Raw genomic sequence first — 26,571 nt, forward strand, 5'->3', positions numbered from 1 at the left:
TCTTCATATTGCAAATAGTAACGTCGCGTTACGCGCTGCGCGGTTCGCTCATCAAGCCTTTGATGATGGCGTAGCAAGCCGCCAGCAAGACCAGCGTGAAAGGTAGGCCCGTGGTAATGACCGCCGTTTGTAGTGCGGTGAGGCCACCTCCCAGCAGCAGGGCGATAGCGATTGCGCCTTCGATCAAGGCCCAGAAAACGCGCTGAGGCTTGGGTGCGTCGACCTTGCCGCCGGCAGTGATCGAGTCGATGACCAGCGAGCCCGAGTCCGAGGAGGTGATGAAGAAGACCATCACCAGCACGATGCCCACGAAAGAGGTGATCGCCGTCAGCGGTAGCTGGCCGAGCATGGTGAACAGTTGCAGCTCCAGTGCGGCGTCCTGCACTCCATTGTAACCATCGGAAACGACCTGATCGATGGCAGTGCCCCCGAAGGCGGTCATCCACAGGATCGATACCAGTGTCGGTACCAGCAGCACCGCGATCAGGAATTCACGGACGGTACGGCCACGGCTGACACGAGCGATAAACATCCCGACGAACGGAGACCAGGAAATCCACCAGGCCCAGTAGTAAGCCGTCCAGCCTTGCGTGAAGCCAGTATCCTCACGGCCGAAGGGGTTGGAGAGAGCGGGGAGATTCTTGACGTAACCGAGTAGGTTCTCGAAGAACCCTGTCGCAATGAGTAGCGTCGGCCCGACGAAGATCACGAAGAGTAGCAGCAGGAAGGCGAGAGCCATATTGAGCTGCGAAAGACGTTGCACGCCCTTGTCGACCCCGGCGAGTACCGAGCCCAGCGCCACCAGCGTAATACCTAGGATCAGTACCACCATGGTGACGTTGGTGTTGGGCGTATCGAACAGGTAGTGCAGTCCTGCAGAGGCCTGTGACGCACCCAGACCCAGCGAGGTTGCCAGACCGAAGAGTGTGGCAAAGACCGCCAGTATATCGATGATATGGCCGGGCCATCCCCAAACGCGCTCGCCCAGGATCGGGTAGAAGATCGAGCGCATGGTCAGTGGCAGGCCCTTGTTATAGGAAAACAGCGCCAGCGATAGGGCGACGATGGCATAGATCCCCCAGGGATGCAGGCCCCAATGGAAAATCGTTGCCGCCATGCCTAACTGTGCCGCCGCTTGCGCGTTGCCTTCGGCACCGCCCAGAGGGGCACCGCCGTCGCCTGCAAGCGAGGTCCCGAAGTGGGTAAGCGGCTCGGAGACGCCATAGAACATCAAGCCGATGCCCATCCCTGCTGCGAACAGCATGGCGAACCAGCCGGCATAGCTGAAATCCGGCGTGGCGTTGGCGCCGCCCAAGCGGACTTTGCTCAGTGGAGTGAAAATCAGTACGACGGCGAGTACCACGAAAATATTAGCGGCAAGAATGAAGAACCAGTCCAGGTTGCCCGTCAAGAACGAGAACATGGCATTGAAAACCGGTGCTACCTGGTTCTGAAATGCCAGCGTCACGATGACGAAAAACAAGATCACCAAGGAGGAGATCGTGAACACCTTGCCGTGTAGGTCGAAGTCGATACCGAACTTCGTGGAGGTGATGTTGTCCTGACCTATTACATAATCAGTATCGATCAGGTTTGCCGGCCCCTCCGGAGCCGGAATACCCTCTGAGCCTTCATTTGGCTCATTGGCAGTATCGTCCTGCGAACGTTTGTCCATGAGAATTCTCCGTCTCAGGTAAGCGTCGATTGCGTCATTGACGCGAGATATGCCTTATCGGCAGTTAGCGCATTGTACTTAAGAAGTCTGCATAGTTGAGTCGTTTTTGCCATTAAGACCTTAAACTTTTCGCGGTGCGTTTCGCAAAAGCGTCTCACGTGTGTGAGCGAATTCCAGATTCGCCGCTGCGTGCCGCTTCCTCGACGATCCAGTCGTGCACGGCGCGCACCCGGCGGTCGTCCAGCGCCCCCGGATGATAGACCAAACCATAGCGCTTGCCGGTGGCCACGGTGCCAGTGAAGGGCGCGATCAGTGCGCCAGTGTCGAGCTCATCGGTAATCAGCGTACGCCGTGCAATCGCCACGCCCATGCCGGCGATGGCTGCCTCCACGGTCAAGTGATTGCGATTGAAGGTGTAGCCACGTCGCACGTTGACCGACTCGTCGCCCAGCGCATGCAGATAGTGCTCCCATTCGGCGTAATCGTGACTGCCGCGCCACGCGGTAACGTCATGCAGCAGTGGGTAGTAGCCCAGATCCTCCGGGCGCACCAGTGGCGGGCGCCGGCGGAGTAACTGCGGCGAGCAGACCGCGAAGATCTCTTCATCCATCAGTGGCGTGATTTGGAAGCCGGCGTAGCGCCCATCGTTGAGGTCGATGGCCAGCTCGAACTCGCCTTCACGCAGCGACAGGTTGCTGTCCTCGGAAGCGACATGCAACTCGATGTCGGGAAAGCGTGCCTGCAAGCGCGTCAGTCGTGGCATCAGCCACTTGGCGAGAAAAGAGGGTACACAACGCAAGCGCAGCACGCCGCTCATGACCCCCGTACGCAGGCGACGCACCTCCATCCCCACTGCATCGTAGGCCTGATCGACCACCGTAGCCAGGCGTTGGCCCTCATCGGTGAGTTCCAAGCGTCGTGGTAGGCGCCGGAAGAGCTTGAAGCCCAGCCGTGCCTCGAGCTGCTTGATCTGCTGGCTGACCGCGCCAGTGGTGACGTGTAGTTCTTCGGCGGCCCGGGTGAATGAAAGGTGTCGCGCGCTGATCGCGAAGACCTTGAGCCAGGCGTGGGTTTGGGCGTGCAGAGTACGGCTCATGATTTAGCCATTCTAAAGCTTGATCGAATTATTCTCCGTTGCCCGGCATCCAGGCTGGCTTCAAGCTAAAGTTAAATCGAGCTGCTAACAAGTTCGTTTAGTAATTTTGATACATAAAGACTGTTCGAGGTGTCACGCATGGCAATCAGTGTGTTCGATCTATTTAAAGTGGGAATTGGACCGTCCAGTTCGCATACGGTCGGCCCCATGCGTGCGGCCTGCGACTTCATCGATGCGCTGCGCTCGCATGATTGGCTGACACGCGTCACGCGCATCGAAGTGCACTTGCATGGCTCGCTGTGTGCCACTGGCAAAGGGCATGGCACTGATCAGGCGGTGGTTATGGGGCTCATGGGCGAACGTCCCGACACCATCGACCCCGAGATCATGCCCGCCTGTATGGAGGAGCTACGTGAATCGCAGACCTTGCTGCTGGCTGGCCAACATCCTATCTCGTTTCCCTGGGAACGCGACATGCAATGGCATGAAGAGCCACTTGCCTATCATCCCAATGCGTTGCGCCTCATCGCCCATGCCCACGGCGAAGAGCTGTATCGCAATACCTATTACTCCGTGGGCGGCGGCTTCGTTGTCGACGAGTCGCAGGCCGCCAGCGGTGCGCTGGATACCGATACCACCATGCTGCCGTTTGATTTCGCCACGGCGGAGGAGCTACTCCTGCTGTGCCGCACGCATGGGCTACGCATCAGCGAGTTGATGCTCGAAAACGAGAAGGCCTGGCGCGATGAAGCAAACGTTCGCGACGAGCTATGGCGTATCTGGGAGGCGATGAAGGCCTGCGTTGACAACGGCTTGCTCCATGATGGCGTGTTGCCCGGTGGACTCAATGTCAAACGCCGGGCCAGCACACTGCATCGGCGCTTGCAGGCAGCCAGCGACAATACCAGCGTGATCGCCTCGACCTTTTCGGCCATGGATTGGGTCAATGTCTTTGCCCTGGCCGTCAATGAGGAAAACGCCGCCGGTGGGCGCATGGTGACCGCGCCGACTAACGGTGCAGCGGGTATCGTCCCAGCGGTATTGCACTATTACATGCAGTTTCAGCCCGACGCCTGCCAACGCGATGTCGTTGACTTCCTGCTGACGGCGGGCGCCATCGGCATTCTGTGCAAGAAGAATGCCTCGATTTCCGGCGCCGAGGTCGGTTGCCAGGGAGAGGTCGGGTCGGCCTGTGCGATGGCCGCCGCCGGGCTCGCCGAGGTGATGGGGGGGACGCCAGCACAGGTTGAGAACGCCGCCGAGATCGGCCTCGAGCACAACTTGGGATTGACCTGCGATCCCATCGGCGGCCTGGTACAGGTGCCGTGCATCGAGCGTAATGCCATCGCCTCGGTGAAAGCGATCAATGCCGCGCAGATGGCGCTGGGGGGCGACGGAGAGCATTTCGTATCCCTCGATCGCGTCATTCGTACCATGCGTGATACCGGCGCCGACATGCAGGATAAGTACAAGGAAACCTCACGCGGTGGCCTGGCGGTGAACGCCATCGAATGCTGACGCAGAATCGTTCGATCAACCCTTTGGACGCCCGCGTGGCGTCCTTTTTTGATTCGAGATCGCACCGCGTGGTCTTCTATGGTTTTATTTCGTGGGAAGATAGTGCGCCTGGGGTGACCGGGATAGGCTCGGTGCCCTGCCCAAGACTCCCGACGAGATCAGACAAGAAGGCCGCTCATGAGCGAAAACGATAGCTGTATCATCCGCCATTTACGGCATTATGCGGATCTCAGCGACAGTGACGAAGCCCTGTTGGACTCGCTCGAACGCGAGCCGCGCGAGGTCGAGCGCGGGGAGGCTCTATGGCAAACCGACGATCCGGCGGGGCGCTTCTGCACGCTTTCGAAGGGCTGGGCGTATTCCTTCCGCGACATGGAAGACGGCTCGCGCCAGATTTTGGAAATCTACCTGCCGGGGGATATCATCGGCCTGCGTGAATTCGCCTTTCAAGAGCGTCTGGCCGGGGTAATGATGATTGACGATGGCGTCGTCTGCGATTTTCCTCATCGCCGTTTACTCGAAGTGTTTCGAGAGTCCTTTACTCTATCGATGATTTTCTTCGCCTTATCCTCGCAACAGCAAGCCCTACTGACCGAACGTCTGGTCAATCTGGCGCGGCGCAGTGCACGTCAAAAAGTGGCGCATCTGATCTACGAGATGTACCTGCGCCTGCAGCGTACTATGCCTTACGCTACGCGGCGTTTCCGTCTACCGCTGTCGCAGCAGCAATTGGGCGACGCGCTGGGCCTCACCTCGGTGCATATCAGCCGGACGTTGAGCGGGTTCCGCGAGGATGGACTGTTGATCCGTGAGCGCCAGTGGGTCGAACTGCTCGATCCCGATGCTGTAGCCAGCGAGGCCGAATTCGCTGGGCGGTATCTGCGTGATGGGCTGGGGCCAATCTCGGGAGAATGAGCCGCGAGGCCGTCGCAAGGGGGGCGAGTCAGGCTTGTAGCGTATTCGGCAAATGTGTGACCAGAAAGTCGACGAACTGACGCACCTTGGGTGAGAGGTGTCGGTGGCGCGGATAGATTGCCCACACCGCAGTGTCGGTGAACTGATAGGCATCGAGTACCGACACTAGCCGCCCCTGCGCCAAGTGCGGCGCCACGTAGTAGTCTGGCAGTTGCGCCAGCCCTAGGCCCTTCAATACCGCATCGAGCAGTGCCGGCCCTGAATTGGCACGCCAGCGGCCCTCGATACGTATTTCCCGGCGCTGGCCGTTGACCTCGAACAGCCAACTATCGCGAGAGCCGCGCAGGCAGTTGTGATGAGACAGCTCGGCCAACGAATGTGGCGGTGCGGCGCGCTCGAAGTATTCCCGCGCGCCGACGACGTATTCGCGACGCTCGCACAACCGCCGCGCGATCAGGCTCGAGTCACGCAGAACGCCCATACGGATGGCAACGTCGAAGCCTTCCTCGATCAACTCGACCTGGCGGTTGGTGAAGTGCATGTCGACTTCGAGCTGCGGGTGCAAGCACTGGAAATCGTTGACCAGCGGGGCGATGTAGCGCTCGCCGAACGTGGTGGCACAGGTCAGCCGCAATGTGCCCTTGGGACGCGATTGGAAGTCGACGATGGCTTCCTCGGCCTCGCGAAAGCCATCGAACAAGTGGCGGCAATGCCGGTAGTAGAGAGAGCCTGCGTCCGTGAGTCGCGTCTGGCGCGTGGTGCGATACAAAAGCGTCGTGCCGAGCTGACTCTCGAGCTGCCCAATCGAGCGGCTCACGTGTGAGGTGGAAACTTTCAGATGCCGCGCAGCGGCGGAAAACGTACCCAAGCGGGCGACTTCGATGAAAGCTTCGATGCGATCCCAGCGCTGCATTGTTGCTCCACGGCAATAATGTTGTGACGTCGTAAGCATTTATCCAAGCGTGCCAACTGCCTAGACTGGTGGGGTTAACCACGCGCGCCTAGACTGCCTATGCTGGCGCATCGGGCGCCGCCACGATCGACGAAGGAGAATGCCTGATGAAATCACGCGCCGCCATCGCTTGGGAAGCCGGCAAGCCGCTGGAGATTGCCGAGATCGACGTTGAAGGCCCCAAGGCCGGCGAGGTCATGGTGCAGATCAAGGCGACCAGCGTCTGCCATACCGACGCCTTCACCCTCTCCGGGGCCGATCCGGAAGGCAACTTTCCAGCGGTGCTGGGCCACGAAGGGGCAGGCGTCGTTCAGGAAGTCGGTGAGGGCGTCACTAGCCTCAAGCCTGGCGATCACGTCATTCCGCTGTATACCGCCGAGTGTGGCCAGTGCAAGTTCTGCCTCTCGGGCAAGACCAACCTGTGCAGCTCGGTTCGCGCGACACAGGGCAAAGGCGTGATGCCCGATGGCACCTCGCGCTTTTCCAAAAACGGCCAAGCGCTGCATCATTACATGGGTTGCTCGACGTTCAGCGAATATACCGTGCTGCCGGAAGTCTCGCTGGCCAAGGTCTCGCCCGAGGCGCCGTTGGACAAGATCTGCCTGCTGGGTTGCGGTGTCACCACGGGCATCGGCGCGGTGATGAATACCGCCAAGGTCGAGCCGGGTGCCACTGTTGCCGTGTTCGGGCTCGGTGCCATCGGCCTGGCCGTCATCCAGGGCGCGCAGATGGCCAAGGCGAGCCGGATCATCGCCATCGACGTCAATCCCGATAAGTTCGACCTGGCACGTCAGTTCGGGGCGACGGAATTCGTCAATCCCAAGGACTACAGCGATCCGATCCAGCAGGTCATCGTCGACCTGACCGATGGCGGCGTCGATTACTCTTTTGAGTGCATCGGCAACGTCAACGTCATGCGCTCGGCGCTGGAGTGCTGCCACAAGGGCTGGGGTGAGTCGATCATCATCGGCGTGGCCGGGGCCGGCGAGGAAATCTCCACAAGGCCGTTCCAACTGGTCACCGGGCGCGTCTGGAAGGGTTCCGCCTTCGGTGGCGTCAAGGGCCGCAGCGAACTGCCGGGCTACGTCGACGACTACATGAACGGCAAGCTCAAGATCGATGAGTTCGTCACCCAAGATATGGCGTTCGAGGAGATCAACGAAGCGTTCGAGTTGCTGCACGCCGGCAAGAGCATCCGTACCGTGCTGCACTATTGATTCGTCGCGCCCGGTACCGCGCGACAGGCGCTTGGTATGTGCCTGTGGTGATTCGTCGCGGCCGGGCGCGCCCCGACGTCGTTCCATCCGCCGGCGGCTCGATGCCGTCGGTTTCTTAGGGAGAGAACCATGACCATGTCCGAATCGCTGGAGCTGGTCTCCGCCACCAAGTCGTTCGGCGGTTGGCTGAAGCGCTACAAGCACCACTCACGTGCGCTCGACTGCGATATGATCTTCGCCATTTATCTGCCGCCTCAGGCGGAAACCGACAAGGTGCCATTGTTGTGGTGGCTCTCGGGACTGACCTGCAACGACGAAAACTTCATGCAAAAGGCGGGCGCGCAACGCGTGGCAGCTGAGCTTGGCATGGCCATTATTTGTCCAGATACCAGCCCTCGCGGCACCGATCTCCCCGGTGAGCACGATAGCTATGACTTCGGCTCCGGCGCGAGCTTCTACGTCAATGCTAATCAGGCGCCGTGGTCCAAGCACTATCGCATGTACGACTACGTTACCGAGGAGCTGCCTTCGGTGGCACGTCAGCATTTCCCGCTCAACGGGCGGGAAGCCATCAGTGGACATTCCATGGGCGGTCATGGCGCGCTGGTGCTGGCCTTGCGTCAACCTGGACGTTACGCCTCGGTCTCGGCATTCGCCCCGGTGGTCAATCCCATCGTCTCACCCTGGGGGCAGAAGGCCTTCACTGCTTATCTTGGCGAGGATCATGGCAAATGGACGCAATACGACGCCTGCGAACTGATTGCCAAGGGGGCCTCGCGCCAGCCTTTGTTCATCGATCAGGGCGAAGCGGATAACTTCCTCGACGAACAGCTCATGCCTGAGCGTATCGAAGCTACTTGTGAGAAGCATGATCATCCGCTGACACTCCGTCGTCAGCCGGGCTACGATCATAGCTACTTCTTCATCGCGACTTTCATCGAAGAGCACCTGCGCTACCACGCCAAGCATCTACAGCGAAAGCGTTAGATGCTGCGCCATCCATGCCCCGCCCAGATATACTGGCGCGGGGCATTTTTTTGAAAACACCAGAGGGATGTCGTTTTTGATAGCGTGAGACGACGCTTTTAGATACGTTGAGGGGGCGCCTTCTCGTCACACTCAAGGCGTTGGACCTGACTTCCTACAATGACAATACACCCCTGGTGAAGCACTACCAGTGGCTCCGAACGTGACCCGAGGAGAACCGCTGATGGCCATGACGAGCGATCGTCCCGCGCCGCCTACCGCCCCCGATGCGCCGCTGCGCGTGGGCTTCTTGTTGATGGATAATTTCACGTTGATCTCGTTGGCCTCGGCGGTGGAACCGCTGCGCATGGCCAACCAGCTCGCCGGGCGCGAACTCTACCAATGGACCACCTTGAGCGCGGACGGCGAGGCGGTACGTGCCAGCGATGGCCTGCTCATTACCCCCGACAACGGCATGCACGACCCCCTGGAACTCGATATGGTGTTCGTCTGCGGCGGCGTCGGCATCCAGCGCCATGTCACGCGCGAACATGTGCTGTGGCTGCAGACACAGGCGCGTCAGTCGCGACGCATAGGCGCGCTCTGTACCGGTAGTTGGGCGCTGGCCAAGGCGGGGTTGCTCGATGGCTACGAATGTAGCATTCACTGGGAATTCCAGGCCGCCGCGCAAGAAGCCTATCCGCGTGCCACCTTGACGACTCGATTGTTCTCGATCGATCGCGACCGTGCCACGGCGTCCGGCGGAACCGCTCCGCTGGATATGATGCTCACGCTGATCGCCCGCGATCATGGCCGCGAATTGTCGGCGGCGATCTCCGACATGTTTATTTGCGACCGCGTGCGCGGCGAGCAGGACCAGCAACGCATACCATTGCGACATGTGCTGGGCACCAGTCAACCCAAGCTGCTCGAGATCGTCGCGCTGATGGAAGCCAACCTGGAAGAGCCCATCGCCCTCGACGAACTGGCGCGCTACGTGGATGTCTCCCGGCGTCAGCTCGAGCGCTTATTCCAGAAATACCTGAGTTGCTCGCCGTCGCGTTACTATCTCAAGCTACGGTTGACCCGAGCCCGGCAACTGCTCAGGCAAACCTCAATGTCGATCATCGAAATCGCCTCGGTGTGCGGGTTCGTCTCTACGCCGCATTTTTCCAAGTGCTATCGGGAATACTTCGGCACGCCACCCCGCGACGAACGCGTGACGCGCATCAACAGTGCCAGCGTGACGCTGTCGCCCGCCACCCTGGCGGGAGGGCACGACGACGCCTACGTCGCGCCGCGTGCCTCCAGTGCGATGCAGGCTCTGGCCCAGGCGCAAGGCGAACCCACCTACGCGAGTGTGCGTTTGAGATAGCGTGCATCATCATCGCAATATTTGAACCCCAAGGAGGCCGCTCGATCATCGGGCGGCCTCCTTGCGTTAAGGCCGATGCCAAGGCGTGACGCATTTGGAATTTTCCTCGTCGCTTCCAAGCGTCGGCGGCCTGGGGGGCAGGGCTATGCTGGCCGCATAAAGCCAACCCCGGAGCGAGACTCATGAACGCGCAATCACTGCACGACGACGCCATCGTCATTGATGGCCTGATTATCGCCAAATGGGGCCGTGAACTCCTCGAGGACATGCGCCGGGGCGGTTTGACCGCCGCCAACTGCACCGTTTCGGTGTGGGAAGGGTTCCAGGCCACCGTCGACAACATCGTCAAGACCAATGCGCTTCTCGCGGCGTGCGACGACCTGGTGCGGCCCGTACATACCACCGCTGATATCACCCGCGCCAAGGAAGAAGGCAAGACCGGGATCATCTATGGCTTCCAGAATGCCCATGCCTTCGAGGATCAGATCGGTTACGTGGAGGTCTTCAAGCGCCTTGGCGTGGGTATCGTGCAGATGTGCTACAACACCCAGAATCTGGTCGGCACCGGCTGCTATGAGCGTGATGGCGGGTTGTCCGGGTTCGGCCGCGAAATCGTCGCCGAGATGAATCGCGTGGGTATGATGTGCGATCTCTCCCACGTTGGGGCCACGACCTCACAAGAAGTGATCCTCGAATCGCAAAAGCCGGTCTGCTACTCCCATTGCCTTCCGTCCGGCCTCAAGGAACACCCCCGTAACAAGTCCGACGAGGAGTTGCGCTTCATCGCCGAACATGGCGGTTTCGTCGGCGTGACCATGTTCACCCCCTTCTTGCGTGCCGGGGTCGATGCCACTGTCGACGATTACGTCGAAGCCATCGAATATGTGATGAACATCGTCGGCGAAGACGCCATCGGCATCGGTACCGACTTCACTCAGGGTCAGGATCAAGCCTTTTTCGAGTGGCTTACCCACGACAAGGGCTATGCCCGGCGCCTGACCAACTTCGGGACCATCATCAACCCTGAGGGCATTCGCACCATCGGCGAGTTCGGCAACCTGACCGAGGCGCTCTTGCGACGCGGCATGAGCGAGCGCCAGGTGCGCAAGATCATGGGTGAGAACTGGATGCGTGTTTTGAAAGAGGTATGGGGCGCCTGAGAGCAACACTTCTGCATATAAGGGGCGCCGAGGGAGGCCGAAGAGGAGGTCCGATTCCAGGGATGGAATCGGTAGCGTACAGGGATGTATCCACAGCGCCTCCTCCAGGCCTGCCGCCGTAAAGCCCCAGCCAGCAAAAGCGCCAAGACAACGATCTCGAGGAATACGACCGTGACCAAGATGGCTCCCGAATTGCCAATCGAAGTGGATAGCGAGACCGGCGTGTGGACCACCGATGCGCTCCCCATGCTTTACGTGCCGCGCCACTTCTTTATCAACAACCACCTGGCCGTCGAAGAAGCGCTGGGTGCCGCGGCTTATGCCGAGATCCTCTACCAGGCCGGCTACAAGAGCGCCTGGTACTGGTGCGAGAAAGAAGCCGAATGCCATGGCTTGGAAGGCGTGGAGGTCTTCGAACATTACATGAAGCGACTCTCGCAACGGGGCTGGGGGCGCTTCTTCACCGAGGCGTTCGATCTCGGCACGGGTAGCGCCCGCGTACGCCTGGAAGATAGCGCCTTCGTTTATCAGCTCGGCAAGGTCGGTCGCAAGGTCGAGTACATGTTTACCGGCTGGTTTGCCGGTGCGATGGATCAGATTCTCTCCGCGCAAGGCAGTGAATTGCGCACCGTCGCCGAGCAGACTCAAAGCGCCGCCGAGCCGGGTTGCGATGTCGGCCGCTTCCAGGTCTCGCCCCGCTCCCAATCCGCCGGCTGAGGTTTCCACGATGGCATTCGACGCACTTTTCCAACCCATCGAGATCGGCAAGCTGACGATTCGCAATCGCGTGGTCAGCACCGCTCATGCCGAGGTTCATGCGACTGATGGCGGCATGACCACCGATCGCTATGTCAAATACTACGAAGAAAAAGCTAAGGGCGGCGTGGGTCTTTCTATCTGCGGCGGCTCTTCGCCGGTGTCGATCGACAGTCCCCAGGCTTGGTGGAGCTCGGTGAACCTGGCCACCGACCGCATTATCCCTTATTTCCGCAACCTCTCGGACGCCGTGCACAAGCATGGTGGCAAGATCATGATCCAGATCACTCACATGGGGCGTCGCTCGCGGTGGGACGGTCACGATTGGCCGGTGCTGCTTTCGCCCTCGGGGATTCGCGAGCCGGTGCACCGCTCGACCTGCAAGACCATCGAAGAAGAAGACATCTGGCGGATCATCGACGATTTTGCCCAGGGCGCGCGGCGCGCCAAGGAAGGAGGGCTGGACGGCGTCGAGCTTTCCGCCGTGCACCAGCATCTTATCGATCAATTCTGGAGCCCGCGCGTCAACAAGCGTACCGACGAATGGGGTGGTAGCTTCGAGGGCCGCATGCGCTTCGGCATGGAAGTGCTCAAGGCGGTACGTGCCGAGGTCGGCGACGATTTCGTGGTCGGCATGCGCATCTGTGGCGACGAGTTCCATCCCGATGGCCTGACCCACGACGATATGAAGAACATCGCCGCCTACTACGACGCCACCGGCCAGGTCGACTTCTTCGGCGTGGTGGGCTCGGGTTGCGATACTCACGATACCCTGGCGAACGTGATTCCCAACATGGCCTATCCGCCGGAGCCGTTTCTGCACCTGGCGGCGGGTATCAAGGAGGTGGTCGGCGCGCCGGTGATTCACGCCCAGAACATCAAGGATCCCACCCAGGCCAACCGCATTCTCGAAGGTGGCTACGTCGATATGGTGGGCATGACCCGGGCGCACATCGCCGACCCGCACCTGATCGCCAAGGTTCAAATGGGGCAGACCGATCGGATCAAACAGTGCGTGGGTGCCAATTATTGCATCGATCGCCAGTACCAGGGCCTCGACGTGTTGTGCATCCAGAATGCAGCGACCTCTCGTGAATATATGGGCCTGCCGCATGAGATCGAGAAAAGCACCAGTCCCCAGCGGCGTGTGGTCGTCGTGGGCGGTGGGCCGGGCGGTATGGAAGCGGCGCGGGTCGCCGCCGAGCGGGGACACTCGGTCACGTTGTTCGAAGGTGCCGAAGCATTGGGCGGACAGATCACGCTGGCTGCCAAGGCGCCGCAGCGTGATCAAATTGCCGGCATTACACGTTGGTTTCAGCTCGAACTGACGCGACTCAAGGTCGATATTCGTCTGGGCGTGTACGCCGATGAGGCGACGATCGACGACCTGCGCCCGGATATCGTCGTGCTTGCCACCGGCGGCCAGCCGTTTCTGACTCAGGTGCCGGAATGGGGATATGCGGAAGATCGCGACGAGAGCTTGGTCGTCAGTGCCTGGGATGTTCTCAGTGGGGCGGTGGCGCCGGGCAAGAACGTGCTGGTGTTCGATACCATCTGCGAATTCACCGGTGTCTCGGTGGCCGACTACCTGGCCGACAAAGGCGCCCAAGTGGAGATTGTCACCGACGACACCAAGCCCGGCAGCGCGGTCGGCGGCACGACCTTTCCCACCTATTACCGCAGCCTCTACGAGAAAGAGGTCATCATGACCTCGGATCTTGCGCTGCATAAGGTCTATCGAGAGGGCGATGCCCTGGTCGCGGTACTCGAGAACGAATACACCGGCGTCCAGGAAGAGCGCGTGGTCGATCAGGTCGTGGTCGAAAATGGCGTGCGCCCGGATGAGTCGCTCTATTACGCGCTCAAGGAACGCTCACGCAATCACGGTCAGCTCGATCTTGAGGCGCTTTATGCCGCCGAGCCACAACCTAGCCTGGCAACGCTGGACGATGATGCACAGGCCGGCTTCCTGCTGTTCCGAGTGGGCGATTGTACGGCGCCGCGCAATACGCATGCGGCGATCTACGATGCCCTGCGGATCTGCAAGGACTTTTAACCCCTAGCTGGAAGCCTGAAGCTTGAAGCTGGAAGGACCCTCTGCGCTTTGCGCCCTTTCTTTCAGCTTCCGGCTTTCAGCTTCCAGCTCGCCGATGAGGTGAGCCATCATGCTCGATATCCTCCTGCCGATCCTGATCTTCGCTGCCCTGGCGCTGGCGGCGATCGGCGCCGTGCGGCGCATTCGCCTATGGCGTCAGGGGCGGCCATCGCCGGTGCCCGTGCTCCGCGGTCTGGCGGCGGTACCGCGCCGGTATCTGGTCGACCTGCACCATGTGGTGGCGCGCGACAAGGTGATGTCCAATACCCACGTCGCCACCGCCGGCGGCTTCGTCGCTGCTATGGGGCTGGCGATCGTCGTCCACGGCCTGGGCCTCGCCGAGGGCATATTGGGTTGGTTGCTGCTGGCGGCGAGCGCGACCATGTTCGCAGGCAGTCTGTTCGTCGCCCGGCGTCGGCGCGATCCGCCGGCGCGCCTGTCGAAGGGCCCCTGGATGCGCCTGCCCAAGAGTCTGATGGCGTTCTCGCTGGGCATCTTCGTGGTGACCCTGCCGGCGGTGGGCGTGCTGCCTGCCGGCTTTTCACAAGGGCTGGGCAGCTGGCTGGTCGCGTTGGTGCTGGCCGGCGTGGTGGCCTGGGGGCTGGCCGAGCTGGTGTTCGGTATGACCTGGGGCGGGCCAATGAAGCACGCCTTCGCCGGCGCCCTGCATCTGGCCTTTCACCGTCGTCCCGAACGCTTTTCCACGAAAGGGGGCGAGGGCAATCGCTCCACCGGTCTCAAGGCCCTCGATCTCGAGGATGACCAGGCCCCGCTGGGTGTGGAAACGCCCAGCGACTTTACCTGGAACCAGTTGCTGGGCTTCGACGCCTGCGTGCAGTGCGGCCGTTGTGAAGCGGTCTGTCCGGCCTTCGCCGCGGGGCAGCCGCTCAATCCCAAGAAACTGATCCAGGACATGGTAGTAGGCATGGCTGGTGGCAGTGACGCCCATTACACCGGTTCTCCCTACCCATCACCCGAGCGCGGGGACAGGCCGGTTGGCGAGCATCATGGTACGCCCCATGGGCCGATCGTCGCGCCGGCTTCGACAAAAGATGGCAAGGCGCTGGTCGACGCCGAGACACTGTGGTCGTGCACCACCTGCCGCGCCTGCGTCGAAGAGTGCCCGATGATGATCGAACACGTCGATGCCATCGTCGATATGCGCCGCCATTTGACGCTCGAAGAAGGCGCGACGCCTGGCAAGGGCGCCGAGGTGATCGACAATCTCATCGCCACCGACAACCCGGGCGGTTTCGATCCCGGTGGGCGGCTCAACTGGGCGGCGGATCTCGAACTGCCGTTGATGGCCGACGTCGAACGCGCCGAGGTGTTGCTGTGGTTGGGTGACGGCGTCTTCGATATGCGCAATCAACGCACGCTGCGTGCCCTGGTCAAGGTACTGCGCGCCGCCGGCGTGGATTTCGCGGTGCTCGGTAATGAAGAGCGCGACAGTGGCGACGTGGCGCGCCGTCTCGGGGACGAGGCGACCTTCCAGTCGCTGGCGCGGCGCAATATCGCCACACTCGCCCAGTATCGCTTCGACTGTGTCGTTACCTGCGATCCGCACAGCTTCCACGTGCTCAAGAACGAATACGGTGCCTTCTATCCAGAAGGACAGGAATCTGACTATCCGGTCTGGCATCACAGTACCTTCATCAATCAGTTGATCGAGGCTGGTCGGTTGCGACTGGCGCCGGGCCAAGCGGCGCGCGTGACCTATCACGACCCTTGCTACCTGGGGCGCTACAACGGTGAGTACGAAGCGCCTCGCGCGGTGCTGCAAGCGCTGGGTGTCGAGCTGGTCGAAATGCAGCGCTCGGGCTATCGCTCGCGTTGCTGCGGCGGTGGTGGTGGGGCGCCCGTCACCGACATTCCCGGCAAGCAACGCATCCCCGACATGCGCATGGGCGATGTGCGCGAAACGCAGGCCGAGCAGGTCGTGGTGGGCTGTCCGCAATGCACGGCCATGTTCGAGGGTGTCGTCCCGCCGGCGGGCGACGAAGAGGTTGCGGTCAAGGACATTGCCGAGATGGTCGCCGCCGCGCTGGATACCACGCCGGAGGCACCGCCTGCGCCGCGTGATGCCTCGACCGCGCAGACCACCGAGGAGGTCATGTCATGAGCGATCTTCCGCGTCGCGATCCCCGCCAAGAGTGGATCGCCCGCAATCGTCTGCATCCGCGCCATGCTGAAGTGCTCCAGGAGATGGGCCAGGGCGCGGCCAGTGAATGGTGGGGCCCCGGCGGTCTCGTACGCAGGAACCCCCACGCAGTGGGATTCGTCGGCCCCAATGGTGTGAAGCGCATCGACCGCAGCGGTACGCAGCAGGGAGCTGGGGGGAGCAGTGCCGAGACATCGAACGCCGAGCGCAAGCCGTTGGTCGAGATCGACGCGCCCGCCTTCATGATTGCAGTGGTGCCGGATATGGCCGGCGGTCGCCTGAGCGGGCATGACCGAGATCTACTCGGTCTGGCGCGTCAGCTCGCCGATGCCGATCCTGCGGCTCGAGGCGCGGTGGTGGCCGTGGTTTTCGGCCCTCACAAGGAGGCGAACTTCGGTGAAGCGGGTATCGATCGTTTGCTGCATCTCGATTCACCGGAGGTGACAGGCTATGCCCCCGAGGCGCGCCTGGGAGCGCTGATCATGGCCGAGGAGGCCTGGGCGCCACGCCATTGGCTGCTGCCGGATTCCAAGCTGGGCGGTGGAGAGCTGGGAAGACGCTTTGCGGCGCGTCTCGGCGAGCGGCCGACGACGGGCGTCTGGCAGGTCGAAGCCGGCGCCGAGGCGGCTGCCGGCTGGCATTGCACGGCGCGGGGCGCGGCCGGGTCGCTGGACATTCGGCGGCCCTTGCCACGAATCGCCCTGGCCTTGGCCGAATGTGCCGAGCCGGTCAGCGAAACGCGCCACGCTGCTGCCGAACTGGCCTTGCCTCAGCCGTTGCCGTCGACCTTGTCGCGCATTCAGGATCTCGGTCAGGTGAGTGTCGACCCGTCAGGCGTGGCCCTGTCCGAGGCGGAGTTCATTCTCTCCGCCGGCAATGGCGTCAAGGATTGGCAAGGCTTCCACCATGCCGCCGAGGTATTGGGGGCCACTGAGGGTGCCTCACGCGTGGCGGTGGATGATGGTTTCATGGCCCGTGACCGTCAGGTGGGGGCTACCGGCACCTGGGTGACGGCAAGGGTCTATGTGGCCGTGGGCATCAGCGGCGCCATTCAGCATCTGCAGGGTATTCAGACCTGCGACAAGGTGGTGGCGATCAACATGGATCCCGGTTGCGACATGATCAAGCGTGCCGATCTCGCAGTGATCGGAGACTCGACTCAAATACTCGAGGCGTTGGTCACCCTGGTGGCACAGGCACGAGAGGAGAAACGCGATGCAGCCTGAATCCGCCATGACGCCAGGACTCGAAGTGACGGTGCTGGTCTCCATCGGGCGCCACCCGCTGACGGGGAGGGCGCGGCGTGCCGACCAGGATGCCCGGGGAGTGGAGCTGGCGCGCTCCTTGGCGGATGCCCAGGTGCGTTTGTTGCATGCCGGCGAACGAGATGAAAGCAGCGAAGCGGCATTGCGCGGCTATCTGGGCATGGGCTTCACTGAATTGTCGCTACTCGAGCAGCCTGAGGGCGCCGATGTGTTGCCCGCGCTTGCCGAGGCCTTGGATGCGACCTCACCTCATCTAGTGATTACCGGTGAGCGTGCCGAACGGGGCGAAGGCTCGGGCCTGCTGCCCTACCTGCTAGCAGAGCGCCTTGGCTGGCCTCTGGTGAGTGGTCTGGCGGCGGTGGAAAGCGTCGAGGATGGTGTGGCGACCTTGCTACAGGCCCTGCCGCGGGGGCAGCGGCGGCGACTCAAGGTCCGCTTGCCTGTCATCGTCACTGTCGATGATGCGGCCCCCGCGCCGCGTCAGAGCGCCTACGGGCCGGCGCGACGCGGCGCGTTCGAAGCGACGGCAGGGCCGGTGAGCGTGGACGATGAATGGGCCGCTTGGCACGTGCAGCCTGCGCGCCAGCGTCCCAAGCGCCTCAAGATCGTCAAGGCCGCCTCAGCGCGGGACCGCTTCAAGGCGGCCGCCGCCAAGGCCGAAGGCGGTGGCGGGCAGGTACTGACGGACGTGACCCCGACCCAGGGCGCCGAGGCGATCTTCACGCTACTACGTGAAGAGGACGTGTTGCGTTGAGGCGCGGCACTCAGGTAGCGCGCTCATGCTCGGGCAGGCCGCTGGCGAGAAAAATGCTGATCACGCCGCCACCCAAGGCGATCCACAGCGGCGCGGCAGGGGCCCAAAGCGCGGCGACCGGCCCCAGCAGCATCACACCGAGGGCTGCCAGTGCATTGGCCAGGCCCAGCGCCATGCCCGACCCCAGCGAGCGGTTCTCGGGCAGGATGTCCTGGGCGATGAGGATGCCCAGCGGCAAGGTCGCGAACAGGCTGATGCCCAGCACGCCGAGCACGATCCATAGCCAGATGCCTTCGGCCAGCAGGAAAGCCGCCAGCATGATGACCGAGATGCTCATGGCGACGATCAACACCGGGCGGCGACCGAAGCGATCCGAAAGCCGCCCGCCGCCGAGGTTGCCGATCACGCCGACGACCAGCATGACGGTAATGAAGCTGGCACCGGTGGTTAGATCGCCCCCTCCCTGAGCCCACATCAGCGGCACATAGGTCACTACCGAGAGAATCATCAGCGAACGCAGGGCGGAGAAGGTTACTAACCGCGATAGCGGACCGGCATGCAGACGCCAAGCGATGGGCGTGGCATCCGCGGCGCGTGGCGGCAGACGCGGCGCCCAGTGCAGCATGAATGGCAGCGTCGCGAGAGCGGGCAGGGCGAGTAGCCACAGGTAGCCCAGTCCCCATTGCACCACCACCCAGCTTGCCAGGGCCGGCCAGACGCCGCGTCCCACCTCACCGCCGACCATGAAGATCGACATCGCGGTCCCTGGCCGTTCGCCACCCAGTTGACGGATACCGGCCAGCGCCTGAGGGTGGAAGAAAGCGTTGGATATCCCGATCATCACCAGGATGCCGATCAGCGGCCAGAAGCCGGAAGCGAAGCCTACCAGGGCGCCGCCCAGCGACGAACCGGCGAGCCCCAAGGCTACCATGACACGACCGCCGACACGGTCGGCGAATAGACCTACTAGCGGCTGCAACGCCTGGCCCATCAGCAAGGCCGCCATGATCGTGCCCGCCAGGGCCACCGAGAGATTGAGAGAGATCAGGATTGCCGGCAGCACGCCCGGCAGATAATTGGCGGCACCATCGTTGAGAAAATGCGCCCAGCTCATGCCGGTCAGGCGCGCGGGGGACGACTGGGGGCGAGACGAGGCGGTGGCGGTCGAGGCCTCCATGGTGAGCTCCGGTGACGAGTGGGCGGTGGATACGCTTCGGGGTAGGGCGTATTTCGATCATTGCTTGAATAGCACGCCCCCGAAGCCGGAACAAGTCGCGCTTATGATAAGGCGGTGCACAATAAGCGGGGGCTGCGGTTGGCACGGCAATGTCTCTTTTGAGCATGGCGATGACTCGTTGGGAACAGTCCGCGCCAGCAAGAAGGCTATGGTCGAAGAGTGGCGTTGACGCCACGACGCCTCTCACCACGAAACCAAAGGACAATAGCCATGAGTGCAGCCAACCGCGGCGTGATCTACATGGGCGCCGGCCATGTCGAGGTCCAGTCGATCCCTTTTCCCGAGCTGGCGCTGGGCAATCGCAAATGCGAGCACGGCGTGATTCTCAAGGTCATCACCACCAACATCTGTGGCAGCGACCAGCACATGGTGCGCGGCCGCACCACCGCGCCGAGCGGCATGGTACTCGGGCATGAAATCACTGGCGAAGTCGTTGAGTGCGGACGCGACGTCGAGTTCATCGGCGTCGGCGATGTCGTCTCGGTGCCCTTCAACATCGCTTGCGGGCGTTGCCGCAACTGCAAGGAAGGCCAGACCGGCATCTGCCTCAACGTCAATCCCGCGCGTCCGGGCGCTGCCTATGGCTATGTCGACATGGGCGGTTGGGTCGGTGGCCAGACAGAGTACGTCATGGTGCCCTATGCGGACTTCAATCTGTTGAAGTTTCCCGATCGTGATATCGCCATGGACAAGATCCGCGATTTGACGTTGCTCTCCGATATCTTTCCCACCGGCTTTCACGGCTGCGCCACCGCCGGTGTCGGCCCCGGCAGCACCGTCTACATCGCCGGGGCCGGTCCGGTGGGGCTGGCCCCGGCGGTCTCCGCCCAACTGTTGGGGGCCGCCTGCGTCATCGTCGGCGACATGAACCCGCAGCGTCTCGACCAGGCCAAGAGTTTCGGTTGCGAGACCCTGGACTTGCGCCAGGACACGCCCATGCCCGACATGCTGGAGCCGATTCTCGGCGAACGCGAAGTGGATTCGGCGGTGGATGCGGTGGGCTTCGAGGCGCGCTGCCATGGTCACAATCATGCGCACGAGCAGCCGGCCACGGTGCTCAATGCCTGCATGGACGTCACCCGGGCCGGCGGCCAGATCGGGATTCCGGGACTTTACGTCACCGAAGATCCCGGCGCGGACAGTGAGGAAGCGCGGCACGGCAACCTCTCGATGCGCCTTGGGCAGGGCTGGGCCAAATCCCATTCCTTCCACACCGGTCAGTGCCCGGTAATGAAATACCACCGGCAGCTGATGCAGGCGATCCTGTTCGACAAGGTAAGCATCGCCGATGCGGTCAATGTCGAGGTCATCTCGCTGGACGACGCGCCGCGTGGGTATGCGGACTTCGACGGCGGCGTGGCCAAGAAATTCGTCATCGACCCACATGGCAGTGTGGCCGCCTGAGCGGTGTGAATGGCCCCGGCACGCGACCGGGGCTAACCTGCAACGAGGCGCCTGTCTCAGGACAGGGTGGCCGATATCCGGGGGCCGTTGTCCATGGCGGTCCGTCCCGACGGACAATGCATCCCCGGGCAAGTGCCTATCGATAACAATGAGCACGCCATGACCGTTGAGACCCTCACTCCCAAGCGTCGTTTCCGCAACAAGCTCCGTGGCCGTGATTTGCCTCCCGTCGCCCTGGCGGCGCTTCGCCAACTCCTCGGCGATGAACGCGAGGACGGTGAACGGCGACGCAGCGATCTCCTGATCGAGCATCTGCACACCATCCAGGATGCCCAGGGCCACCTCTCGCTGGTGATGCTTCGCGCGCTTGCCACCTACATGAATCTGCCCATGGCCGCGGTCTACGAGACGGCGACCTTTTACGCTCACTTCGATGTGGTCCATGACGATCAGTCGCCACCGCCCGAGGTGACGGTCCGGGTCTGCGATTCGCTGTCCTGCCGGCTGGCCGGTGCCGAGGCGCTCAAGGCAAAGCTGGCGGCCGGCGTCGATCCGGAAGCGGTCCGGGTGGTGCGAGCCCCTTGCATGGGGCGCTGCGACACCGCGCCGGTGGTGGAAGTGGGTCATCATCACGTGCGCTTCGCCACCCATGAAGGGGTGGCCTCGGTGATCGATACCGGTCATTACTATCCCGAGGCGATTCTCTGGCAGCGGCTGGCGGATTATCGCGCCGAGGGCGGCTATGCGTTGCTCGCCGACTGCCACGCGGGGCGCGTCACGGTCGAGGCGTTGATGCAGGCGCTGGAAACCGCCAATCTGCGCGGCCTGGGCGGCGCCGGCTTCCCCACCTTCAAGAAATGGACCTTCGTGCGCCAGGAAGCGGGGCCGCGCTACTGTGCCATCAACGCCGACGAAGGCGAGCCCGGCACCTTCAAGGACCGCGTCTATCTGGAACGCTCGCCGCACCGCTTCCTCGAGGGTGCCCTGGTCAGCGCCTGGGCGGTGGAGGCCGAGGCGCTCTACATTTACCTGCGCGACGAGTATCCGGGCCTGCACCGCGTATTGCGCGAGGCGATCGCCGAGCTCGAGGCTGAGGGCCTGGTGGCGCCGGGCTATATCGTGCTGCGGCGCGGCGCCGGTGCCTATATCTGCGGCGAGGAGTCGGCGATGATCGAGTCGCTGGAGGGCAAGCCCGGCAAGCCTCGTCATCGGCCGCCCTTCGTCGCCCAGAGAGGGTTGTTCGATCGTCCCACGCTGGTCAACAACGTGGAAACCGTCTACTGGATCCCGCTGATCTGGCAGCGCGGCGCCGAGGCCTTCGCGCGCCAGGGCCGCCACGGTCGGGTGGGGCTGCGCAGTTTCTCGGTCTCCGGCCGGGTCAAGCACCCCGGCGTGCACCTGGCCCCGGCGGGCATCACCCTCGAGGAGTTGATCGAGGAATATTGCGGCGGCATGGCCGAGGGGCATCGCCTTGTCGCCTACCTGCCCGGCGGCGCCTCCGGCGGCATCCTGCCGGCGTCCAAGGCGAACGTACCGCTGGACTTCGACACCCTGCAGGCGCACGGCTGCTTCATCGGCTCGGCGGCGGTGATCGTGCTGTCCGACCAGGACGATCTGCGTGCCGTCGCCACCAATCTGCTGGCCTTCTTCGCCGACGAGTCCTGCGGTCAGTGCACCCCTTGTCGGGTGGGCACCGAGAAGATGCTGACCCTGCTCGAGGGCGACGAATGGGAGGCCGCGACCCTGACGCGCCTCTCGCAGGTGATGATGGATGCCTCCATCTGCGGCCTCGGGCAGGCGGCGCCCAATCCGGTGCTGGGGCTGCTCAAGGACTTCCGCGGTGAACTCGCCGCCCAGAACGTGATCGTCAAGGGATAAGGGAGACATGGCATGAGCAAGCAACGCTCGAACACAAGCTTCACCCTGACCCTGGACGGGGTGGCAGTAAGCGCCACTGCCGGGGAGACGCTCTGGCAGGTGGCCAAGCGTGCCGGCGAGAGCATTCCTCACCTGTGCTTCAAAGATGCCAGTGGCTACCGCGCCGACGGCAATTGCCGCGCCTGCATGGTGGAGATCGAGGGCGAGCGTGCCCTGGCCGCCAGTTGCCTGCGCGAGGCCGCCCCCGGCATGGTGGTCAAGAGCGCCAGTTCAGAGCGAGCCCGCACGGCGCGGGAAGGCGTCATGGAGCTGCTGCTGGTCGACCAGCCGGCGCGTGACGACAGCCCCGACCGTTCCAGCCACTTCTGGGCCATGGCCGATCAACTGGCCATCGATGCCACGGCGGTGCGCCGACGGCTGCCGGCGCGGGCCGAGAGAGAGGCGGCCACCGTGCACCATGTGCATCTTCCCGAGCATTCGCGGCGCGCCTCGTCGACCCGTGACGCCAGCCATTCGGCCATGAACGTCAACCTCGACGCCTGCATCGAGTGCAATCTCTGCGTGCGTGCCTGTCGCGAGGTCCAGGGCAATGACGTCATCGGCATGGCGCATCGCGGCGCGGCTTCCAAGATCGTCTTCGATTTCGACGATCCCATGGGCGATAGCACCTGCGTGGCCTGCGGCGAGTGCGTTCAGGCCTGCCCGACCGGGGCACTGATGCCGGCGACCCTGGTCGACGAAGCGGGGCGCGGCGATTCCCGGGTGGCCGACCGCAGCGTCGATTCCGTCTGCCCCTACTGCGGCGTGGGCTGTCAGCTCACCTACCATGTCAAGGACGACGCGATTCTCTTCGTCGAAGGGCGCGAGGGCCCTTCCAACCAGAACCGGTTATGCGTCAAGGGCCGCTTCGGCTTCGATTATCCGCGGCACCCGTCACGCTTGACCACGCCACTGATCCGCAAACCGGGGGTGCCCAAGGGGCTCGATCCCGATTTCGATCCGGCTCAGCCACTGACCCATTTCGTCGAAGCGAGCTGGGACGAAGCGCTGGAGCTTGCCGCCGGCGGACTCGCCGACCTCAAGGCAGCCCACGGCCCCGATGCCCTGGCCGGCTTCGGCAGCGCCAAATGCTCCAACGAGGAAGCCTGGCTGTTTCAGAAGCTGGTACGTACCGGCTTCGGCTCCAACCATGTCGACCATTGCACCCGGCTGTGCCATGCCAGTTCGGTGGCGGCACTGATGGAATGCATCGGCTCGGGCGCGGTGACCGCCTCCTTCATGCAGGCGCTAGAGGCCGATGTCGTGATCCTCACCGGCTGCAATCCGACGATCAACCATCCCGTGGCGGCCACCTACTTCAAGCAGGCGGCCAGAAACGGCACCAAACTGATCGTCCTCGACCCCCGCGGCCAGGCACTGGATGCCTACGCGCATCGGAGCGTGCGTTTCACGCCTGGCGGCGATGTCTCGCTCTACAACGCCATGCTCAACGTCATCATCAGCGAGGCGCTCTATGATCAGGCCTATATCGATGCCCACACCGAGGGCTTCGAGGCACTCAAGGCCCATGTGCGTGACATGACGCCCGAAGCGATGTCGCCCGCCTGCGGCGTCGAGCCCGAGCTGATTCGCGAGCTTGCACGGCTGTATGCCCAGGCCGAGCGGGCGATGATCTTCTGGGGCATGGGCATTTCCCAGCACGTGCATGGCACCGACAACGCCCGCTGCCTGATCTCGCTGGCGCTGGCTTGCGGCCAGACCGGCCGTCCCGGCACCGGACTGCATCCGCTGCGTGGCCAGAACAACGTCCAGGGCGCCTCCGATGCCGGCCTGATTCCCATGGTGCTGCCCGACTATCAACCGGTAGGCGACGCCCAGATGCGCAGTGCCTTCGAGGAACTGTGGAACTCGCCGCTGGATGCGACGCCCGGGCTCACGGTGGTGGAGATCATGAATGCCATCGCTGCCGGTACCATCAAGGGGATGTACATCCTCGGCGAGAACCCCGCGATGTCCGACCCGGACCTCGATCACGCCCGGGACGCGCTGGCCAAGCTCGAGCATCTGGTGGTGCAGGACCTGTTCGTCACCGAGACCGCGCAGTTCGCCGACGTGATCCTGCCGGCCTCGAGCTGGCCGGAAAAAGACGGCAGCGTGACCAACACCAACCGTCAGGTGCAGCTCGGCCGTGCCGCGGTGCCGCTGCCCGGTGAGGCGAAGCCCGACTGGTGGATCATCCAGCAGCTCGCCAATCGCCTGGGTCTGGACTGGCATTACACGCACCCGCGCGAGGTGTTCGACGAGATGAAGCAGGGCATGGCGTCGCTCGATCACATTTCGTGGGCCCGTCTGGAACGCGAGAGCTCGGTGACCTATCCCTGCCCGGCCGAGGACGCCCCCGGCGCTGACGTAGTGTTTTCCGACGCCTTCCCCACCGCGAGCGGGCGAGCGACGTTCACACCGACCCGGCCACTGCCACCGGATGAACCCATCGATGATGACTATCCCACGGTGTTGATCACTGGGCGCCAACTGGAACATTGGCACACCGGCTCCATGACCCGGCGTACTCGGGTACTCGATGATCTCGAGCCCGAAGCGGTGGCCAGCCTCGCCCCGTCGGAGCTGGGACGCCTGAGGCTATCACCGGGCGAGCCGATCACCATCACCACCCGCCGCGGCAGCATCACCCTGAAGACGCGTGCTGACCCGTTGATGCAGTCGGGCATGGTGTTCGTGCCGTTCTGCTACCTGGAAGCGGCGGCCAATATTCTGACCAATCCGGCGCTCGACCCGTTCGGCAAGATCCCTGAGTTCAAGTACGCCGCCAGCCGATTGCATCGTGGCGAGGTGGCGACGGCGCTCGATGTCTGATCCGCACGTTAGTGCGGCCGTTTGAGAACCAGGGGTGGACGGCGTCGATGCGTCTCTACGATTACAGGGCAAGATCCGTCATGATGGTGGCTATCGGAACCTCTGGTAAGGGGGACATCGGATGATAGCGATAGGAGAAAGCAAGCCATCATGACCACAGCGACGACACTGACGCCTGACGAGTTGGAAGCACGTATCAGCCGAATTTTCATCCGCTGCGGCGTTGACGATGAGCCCGCCAGCGCGTTGGCGCGGGTGATCACAGCGGCGGAGAGGGATAACTGCAAGTCCCATGGCGTTCATCGGGTAGCAGGCTGCCTGAGCGTGTTGAAGGCGGGGCGGGTGTCGCCGAACGCGGCCCCCGTACTCCAACCGGGCGAGGGGCCTATCGTGCGCGTCAGTGCAGCAGGTGGCTATGCTAACCCGGCTTACGAAAAAGCACGGCCGGCGCTATTGGCACGTGCTCGACAGCACGGCCTGGCCGCGCTGGTAATCAATGACTGTGTACACTTCTCGGCGCTCTGGTATGAAGTCGAGGACCTGGCCCGCGAAGGGCTCGCGGCGCTCTCCATGTGTCCGAGCTATGCAGTCATGGCCCCCTCTGGTGGCAGCCAGCCATTGCTGGGGACCAACCCCTTTGCGTTCGGCTGGCCGCGCCAGGGAGAGCACCCTTACGTGTTTGACTTTGCCACCAGCGTGGCGGCGCGCGGTGAAATCGAGCTTCACCGACGCGAAGGCAAGGCGTTGCCGGCGGGGTGGGCGATCAACACCGAGGGCCAACCAACCAGCGATCCACAGGCTGCGCTCGAGGGCGCCATGCTGCCCTTCGGCGGTCACAAGGGCTCGGCGATCGCGACCATGATCGAGCTGATGGCGGGCGCCATGCTGGGGGACTTCATGAGCGAGGAGGCGCTGGAATTCATGGGTACCAGCAAATTGTTGCCGCGCCACGGCGCGTTGGTGCTGGCCTTCGACCCTCAGGCTTTCTCGCAGGGGCGCGGTCGCGATCCGATTGCCGAGGGGGAGAAGTTACTGCAGGGGATTGCCGATCAGGGAGCGCGCTTGCCGTCGCAACGCCGCTTTGCCGCGCGCAAGATAGCCGAGACCGAGGGCATCAAGCTGAGCGAGGAAGAGCTCGCACTGCTGGAGCGGCTCGAAGCCGACGGCTTGGACGCCGTAGGCGACTGAGCCCGTTCTCAACGTGAGCCAGCTTGAAAAGCGGACGCCACTGGCGTTCGCTTTTTATTGACTTGTCAGACTAGGCCTAGCCTTG

At 62.9% G+C, this 26,571-nt stretch carries 19 protein-coding genes; 15 read left to right on the top strand and 4 right to left on the bottom strand.

Annotated features, from left to right (window positions below):
• Window positions 1-28: 28 nt before the first annotated feature.
• The gene (locus LUN51_RS09900) at window positions 29-1,675 is read right to left on the bottom strand and encodes a BCCT family transporter (protein ID WP_097022681.1); all 1,647 of its coding nucleotides are present in this window, start codon (window positions 1,673-1,675) and stop codon (window positions 29-31) included.
• A gap of 154 nt (window positions 1,676-1,829) precedes the next feature.
• A complete protein-coding gene (locus LUN51_RS09905) occupies window positions 1,830-2,771 on the bottom strand; it encodes a LysR substrate-binding domain-containing protein (protein WP_277811117.1) in 942 nt (313 codons plus the stop codon).
• Between the two features lie 138 nt (window positions 2,772-2,909).
• Between LUN51_RS09905 and LUN51_RS09910 the strand changes: the two genes are divergently transcribed.
• Window positions 2,910-4,289 carry an L-serine ammonia-lyase gene (locus tag LUN51_RS09910; RefSeq protein WP_277811118.1) on the top strand — a complete coding sequence of 460 codons (1,380 nt, stop codon included), beginning with the start codon at window positions 2,910-2,912 and terminating at the stop codon, window positions 4,287-4,289.
• Between the two features lie 177 nt (window positions 4,290-4,466).
• On the top strand, window positions 4,467-5,204 hold the full coding sequence (locus LUN51_RS09915; protein WP_277811119.1) for a Crp/Fnr family transcriptional regulator: 738 nt from the start codon (window positions 4,467-4,469) through the stop codon (window positions 5,202-5,204).
• A 28-nt stretch (window positions 5,205-5,232) separates the two neighbouring features.
• On the opposite strand, the gene LUN51_RS09920 is transcribed toward LUN51_RS09915, so the two are convergent.
• Window positions 5,233-6,117 (bottom strand): LysR substrate-binding domain-containing protein, encoded by an 885-nt coding sequence (locus LUN51_RS09920; RefSeq protein WP_277811120.1) that lies wholly within the window; start codon window positions 6,115-6,117, stop codon window positions 5,233-5,235.
• A gap of 146 nt (window positions 6,118-6,263) precedes the next feature.
• Here LUN51_RS09920 and LUN51_RS09925 point away from each other — a divergent pair, with 146 nt between their 5' ends.
• The 9 genes from LUN51_RS09925 (at window position 6,264) to LUN51_RS09965 (ending at window position 17,905) form a co-directional block, all read left to right on the top strand.
• Window positions 6,264-7,373, top strand: a complete 1,110-nt coding sequence (locus tag LUN51_RS09925; RefSeq protein ID WP_277811121.1) for an S-(hydroxymethyl)glutathione dehydrogenase/class III alcohol dehydrogenase — start codon at window positions 6,264-6,266, stop codon at window positions 7,371-7,373.
• Between the two features lie 129 nt (window positions 7,374-7,502).
• Window positions 7,503-8,360, top strand: a complete 858-nt coding sequence (gene fghA / locus LUN51_RS09930; RefSeq protein ID WP_110062488.1) for an S-formylglutathione hydrolase — start codon at window positions 7,503-7,505, stop codon at window positions 8,358-8,360.
• Window positions 8,361-8,583: 223 nt separating this feature from the next.
• Window positions 8,584-9,714, top strand: a complete 1,131-nt coding sequence (locus LUN51_RS09935; RefSeq protein ID WP_431355569.1) for a GlxA family transcriptional regulator — start codon at window positions 8,584-8,586, stop codon at window positions 9,712-9,714.
• Between the two features lie 182 nt (window positions 9,715-9,896).
• Complete coding sequence (locus LUN51_RS09940) at window positions 9,897-10,874, top strand: dipeptidase (protein WP_277811122.1); 978 nt, start codon at window positions 9,897-9,899, stop codon at window positions 10,872-10,874.
• A gap of 171 nt (window positions 10,875-11,045) precedes the next feature.
• Window positions 11,046-11,591, top strand: coding sequence for a 4-vinyl reductase (locus LUN51_RS09945; protein ID WP_277811123.1), 546 nt, complete (start codon window positions 11,046-11,048; stop codon window positions 11,589-11,591).
• 10 nt (window positions 11,592-11,601) lie between these two features.
• Window positions 11,602-13,686 (top strand): dimethylglycine demethylation protein DgcA, encoded by a 2,085-nt coding sequence (dgcA, locus tag LUN51_RS09950; protein ID WP_277811124.1) that lies wholly within the window; start codon window positions 11,602-11,604, stop codon window positions 13,684-13,686.
• 109 nt (window positions 13,687-13,795) lie between these two features.
• Window positions 13,796-15,847, top strand: coding sequence for a (Fe-S)-binding protein (locus LUN51_RS09955; RefSeq protein ID WP_277811125.1), 2,052 nt, complete (start codon window positions 13,796-13,798; stop codon window positions 15,845-15,847).
• Window positions 15,844-17,112 carry an electron transfer flavoprotein subunit alpha/FixB family protein gene (locus LUN51_RS09960; RefSeq protein WP_277811126.1) on the top strand — a complete coding sequence of 423 codons (1,269 nt, stop codon included), beginning with the start codon at window positions 15,844-15,846 and terminating at the stop codon, window positions 17,110-17,112. The genes LUN51_RS09955 and LUN51_RS09960 overlap by 4 nt, the downstream gene beginning before the upstream one ends.
• Window positions 17,102-17,905 carry an electron transfer flavoprotein subunit beta gene (locus tag LUN51_RS09965; protein ID WP_277811127.1) on the top strand — a complete coding sequence of 268 codons (804 nt, stop codon included), beginning with the start codon at window positions 17,102-17,104 and terminating at the stop codon, window positions 17,903-17,905. The genes LUN51_RS09960 and LUN51_RS09965 overlap by 11 nt, the downstream gene beginning before the upstream one ends.
• 10 nt (window positions 17,906-17,915) lie before the next feature.
• On the opposite strand, the gene LUN51_RS09970 is transcribed toward LUN51_RS09965, so the two are convergent.
• Window positions 17,916-19,082 carry an MFS transporter gene (locus tag LUN51_RS09970; RefSeq protein ID WP_277811128.1) on the bottom strand — a complete coding sequence of 389 codons (1,167 nt, stop codon included), beginning with the start codon at window positions 19,080-19,082 and terminating at the stop codon, window positions 17,916-17,918.
• A 270-nt stretch (window positions 19,083-19,352) separates the two neighbouring features.
• On the opposite strand from LUN51_RS09970, the gene fdhA reads away from it, so the two are divergent.
• The 4 genes from fdhA (at window position 19,353) to LUN51_RS09990 (ending at window position 26,486) form a co-directional block, all read left to right on the top strand.
• The gene (gene fdhA, locus LUN51_RS09975; protein ID WP_277811129.1) at window positions 19,353-20,546 is read left to right on the top strand and encodes a formaldehyde dehydrogenase, glutathione-independent; all 1,194 of its coding nucleotides are present in this window, start codon (window positions 19,353-19,355) and stop codon (window positions 20,544-20,546) included.
• A 159-nt stretch (window positions 20,547-20,705) separates the two neighbouring features.
• Window positions 20,706-22,424: an NAD(P)H-dependent oxidoreductase subunit E gene (locus tag LUN51_RS09980; protein WP_277811130.1), complete on the top strand. Its 1,719-nt coding sequence runs from the start codon at window positions 20,706-20,708 to the stop codon at window positions 22,422-22,424.
• Window positions 22,425-22,436: 12 nt separating this feature from the next.
• On the top strand, window positions 22,437-25,298 hold the full coding sequence (gene fdhF / locus LUN51_RS09985) for a formate dehydrogenase subunit alpha (protein ID WP_277811131.1): 2,862 nt from the start codon (window positions 22,437-22,439) through the stop codon (window positions 25,296-25,298).
• Between the two features lie 150 nt (window positions 25,299-25,448).
• Window positions 25,449-26,486 carry an Ldh family oxidoreductase gene (locus tag LUN51_RS09990; RefSeq protein ID WP_277811132.1) on the top strand — a complete coding sequence of 346 codons (1,038 nt, stop codon included), beginning with the start codon at window positions 25,449-25,451 and terminating at the stop codon, window positions 26,484-26,486.
• Window positions 26,487-26,571: the final 85 nt, after the last annotated feature.

Origin of the sequence: Chromohalobacter canadensis, from assembly GCF_029544075.1 — a bacterium.
In the GTDB taxonomy this organism is placed as follows: domain Bacteria; phylum Pseudomonadota; class Gammaproteobacteria; order Pseudomonadales; family Halomonadaceae; genus Chromohalobacter; species Chromohalobacter canadensis_A.

Bases quoted from the DNA above. Each gene is read 5' to 3' on its own strand.
- dgcA (WP_277811124.1), top strand. From the start codon at position 11,602: ATGGCATTCGACGCACTTTTCCAACCCATCGAGATCGGCAAGCTGACG.
- LUN51_RS09940 (WP_277811122.1), top strand. From the start codon at position 9,897: ATGAACGCGCAATCACTGCACGACGACGCCATCGTCATTGATGGCCTG.
- LUN51_RS09915 (WP_277811119.1), top strand. From the start codon at position 4,467: ATGAGCGAAAACGATAGCTGTATCATCCGCCATTTACGGCATTATGCG.
- LUN51_RS09920 (WP_277811120.1), bottom strand. From the start codon at position 6,117: ATGCAGCGCTGGGATCGCATCGAAGCTTTCATCGAAGTCGCCCGCTTG.
- LUN51_RS09955 (WP_277811125.1), top strand. From the start codon at position 13,796: ATGCTCGATATCCTCCTGCCGATCCTGATCTTCGCTGCCCTGGCGCTG.
- fdhF (WP_277811131.1), top strand. From the start codon at position 22,437: ATGAGCAAGCAACGCTCGAACACAAGCTTCACCCTGACCCTGGACGGG.
- LUN51_RS09990 (WP_277811132.1), top strand. From the start codon at position 25,449: ATGACCACAGCGACGACACTGACGCCTGACGAGTTGGAAGCACGTATC.
- LUN51_RS09905 (WP_277811117.1), bottom strand. From the start codon at position 2,771: ATGAGCCGTACTCTGCACGCCCAAACCCACGCCTGGCTCAAGGTCTTC.
- LUN51_RS09910 (WP_277811118.1), top strand. From the start codon at position 2,910: ATGGCAATCAGTGTGTTCGATCTATTTAAAGTGGGAATTGGACCGTCC.
- LUN51_RS09960 (WP_277811126.1), top strand. From the start codon at position 15,844: ATGAGCGATCTTCCGCGTCGCGATCCCCGCCAAGAGTGGATCGCCCGC.
- fdhA (WP_277811129.1), top strand. From the start codon at position 19,353: ATGAGTGCAGCCAACCGCGGCGTGATCTACATGGGCGCCGGCCATGTC.
- LUN51_RS09900 (WP_097022681.1), bottom strand. From the start codon at position 1,675: ATGGACAAACGTTCGCAGGACGATACTGCCAATGAGCCAAATGAAGGC.
- LUN51_RS09965 (WP_277811127.1), top strand. From the start codon at position 17,102: ATGCAGCCTGAATCCGCCATGACGCCAGGACTCGAAGTGACGGTGCTG.
- LUN51_RS09935 (WP_431355569.1), top strand. From the start codon at position 8,584: ATGGCCATGACGAGCGATCGTCCCGCGCCGCCTACCGCCCCCGATGCG.
- fghA (WP_110062488.1), top strand. From the start codon at position 7,503: ATGACCATGTCCGAATCGCTGGAGCTGGTCTCCGCCACCAAGTCGTTC.
- LUN51_RS09980 (WP_277811130.1), top strand. From the start codon at position 20,706: ATGACCGTTGAGACCCTCACTCCCAAGCGTCGTTTCCGCAACAAGCTC.
- LUN51_RS09970 (WP_277811128.1), bottom strand. From the start codon at position 19,082: ATGGAGGCCTCGACCGCCACCGCCTCGTCTCGCCCCCAGTCGTCCCCC.
- LUN51_RS09925 (WP_277811121.1), top strand. From the start codon at position 6,264: ATGAAATCACGCGCCGCCATCGCTTGGGAAGCCGGCAAGCCGCTGGAG.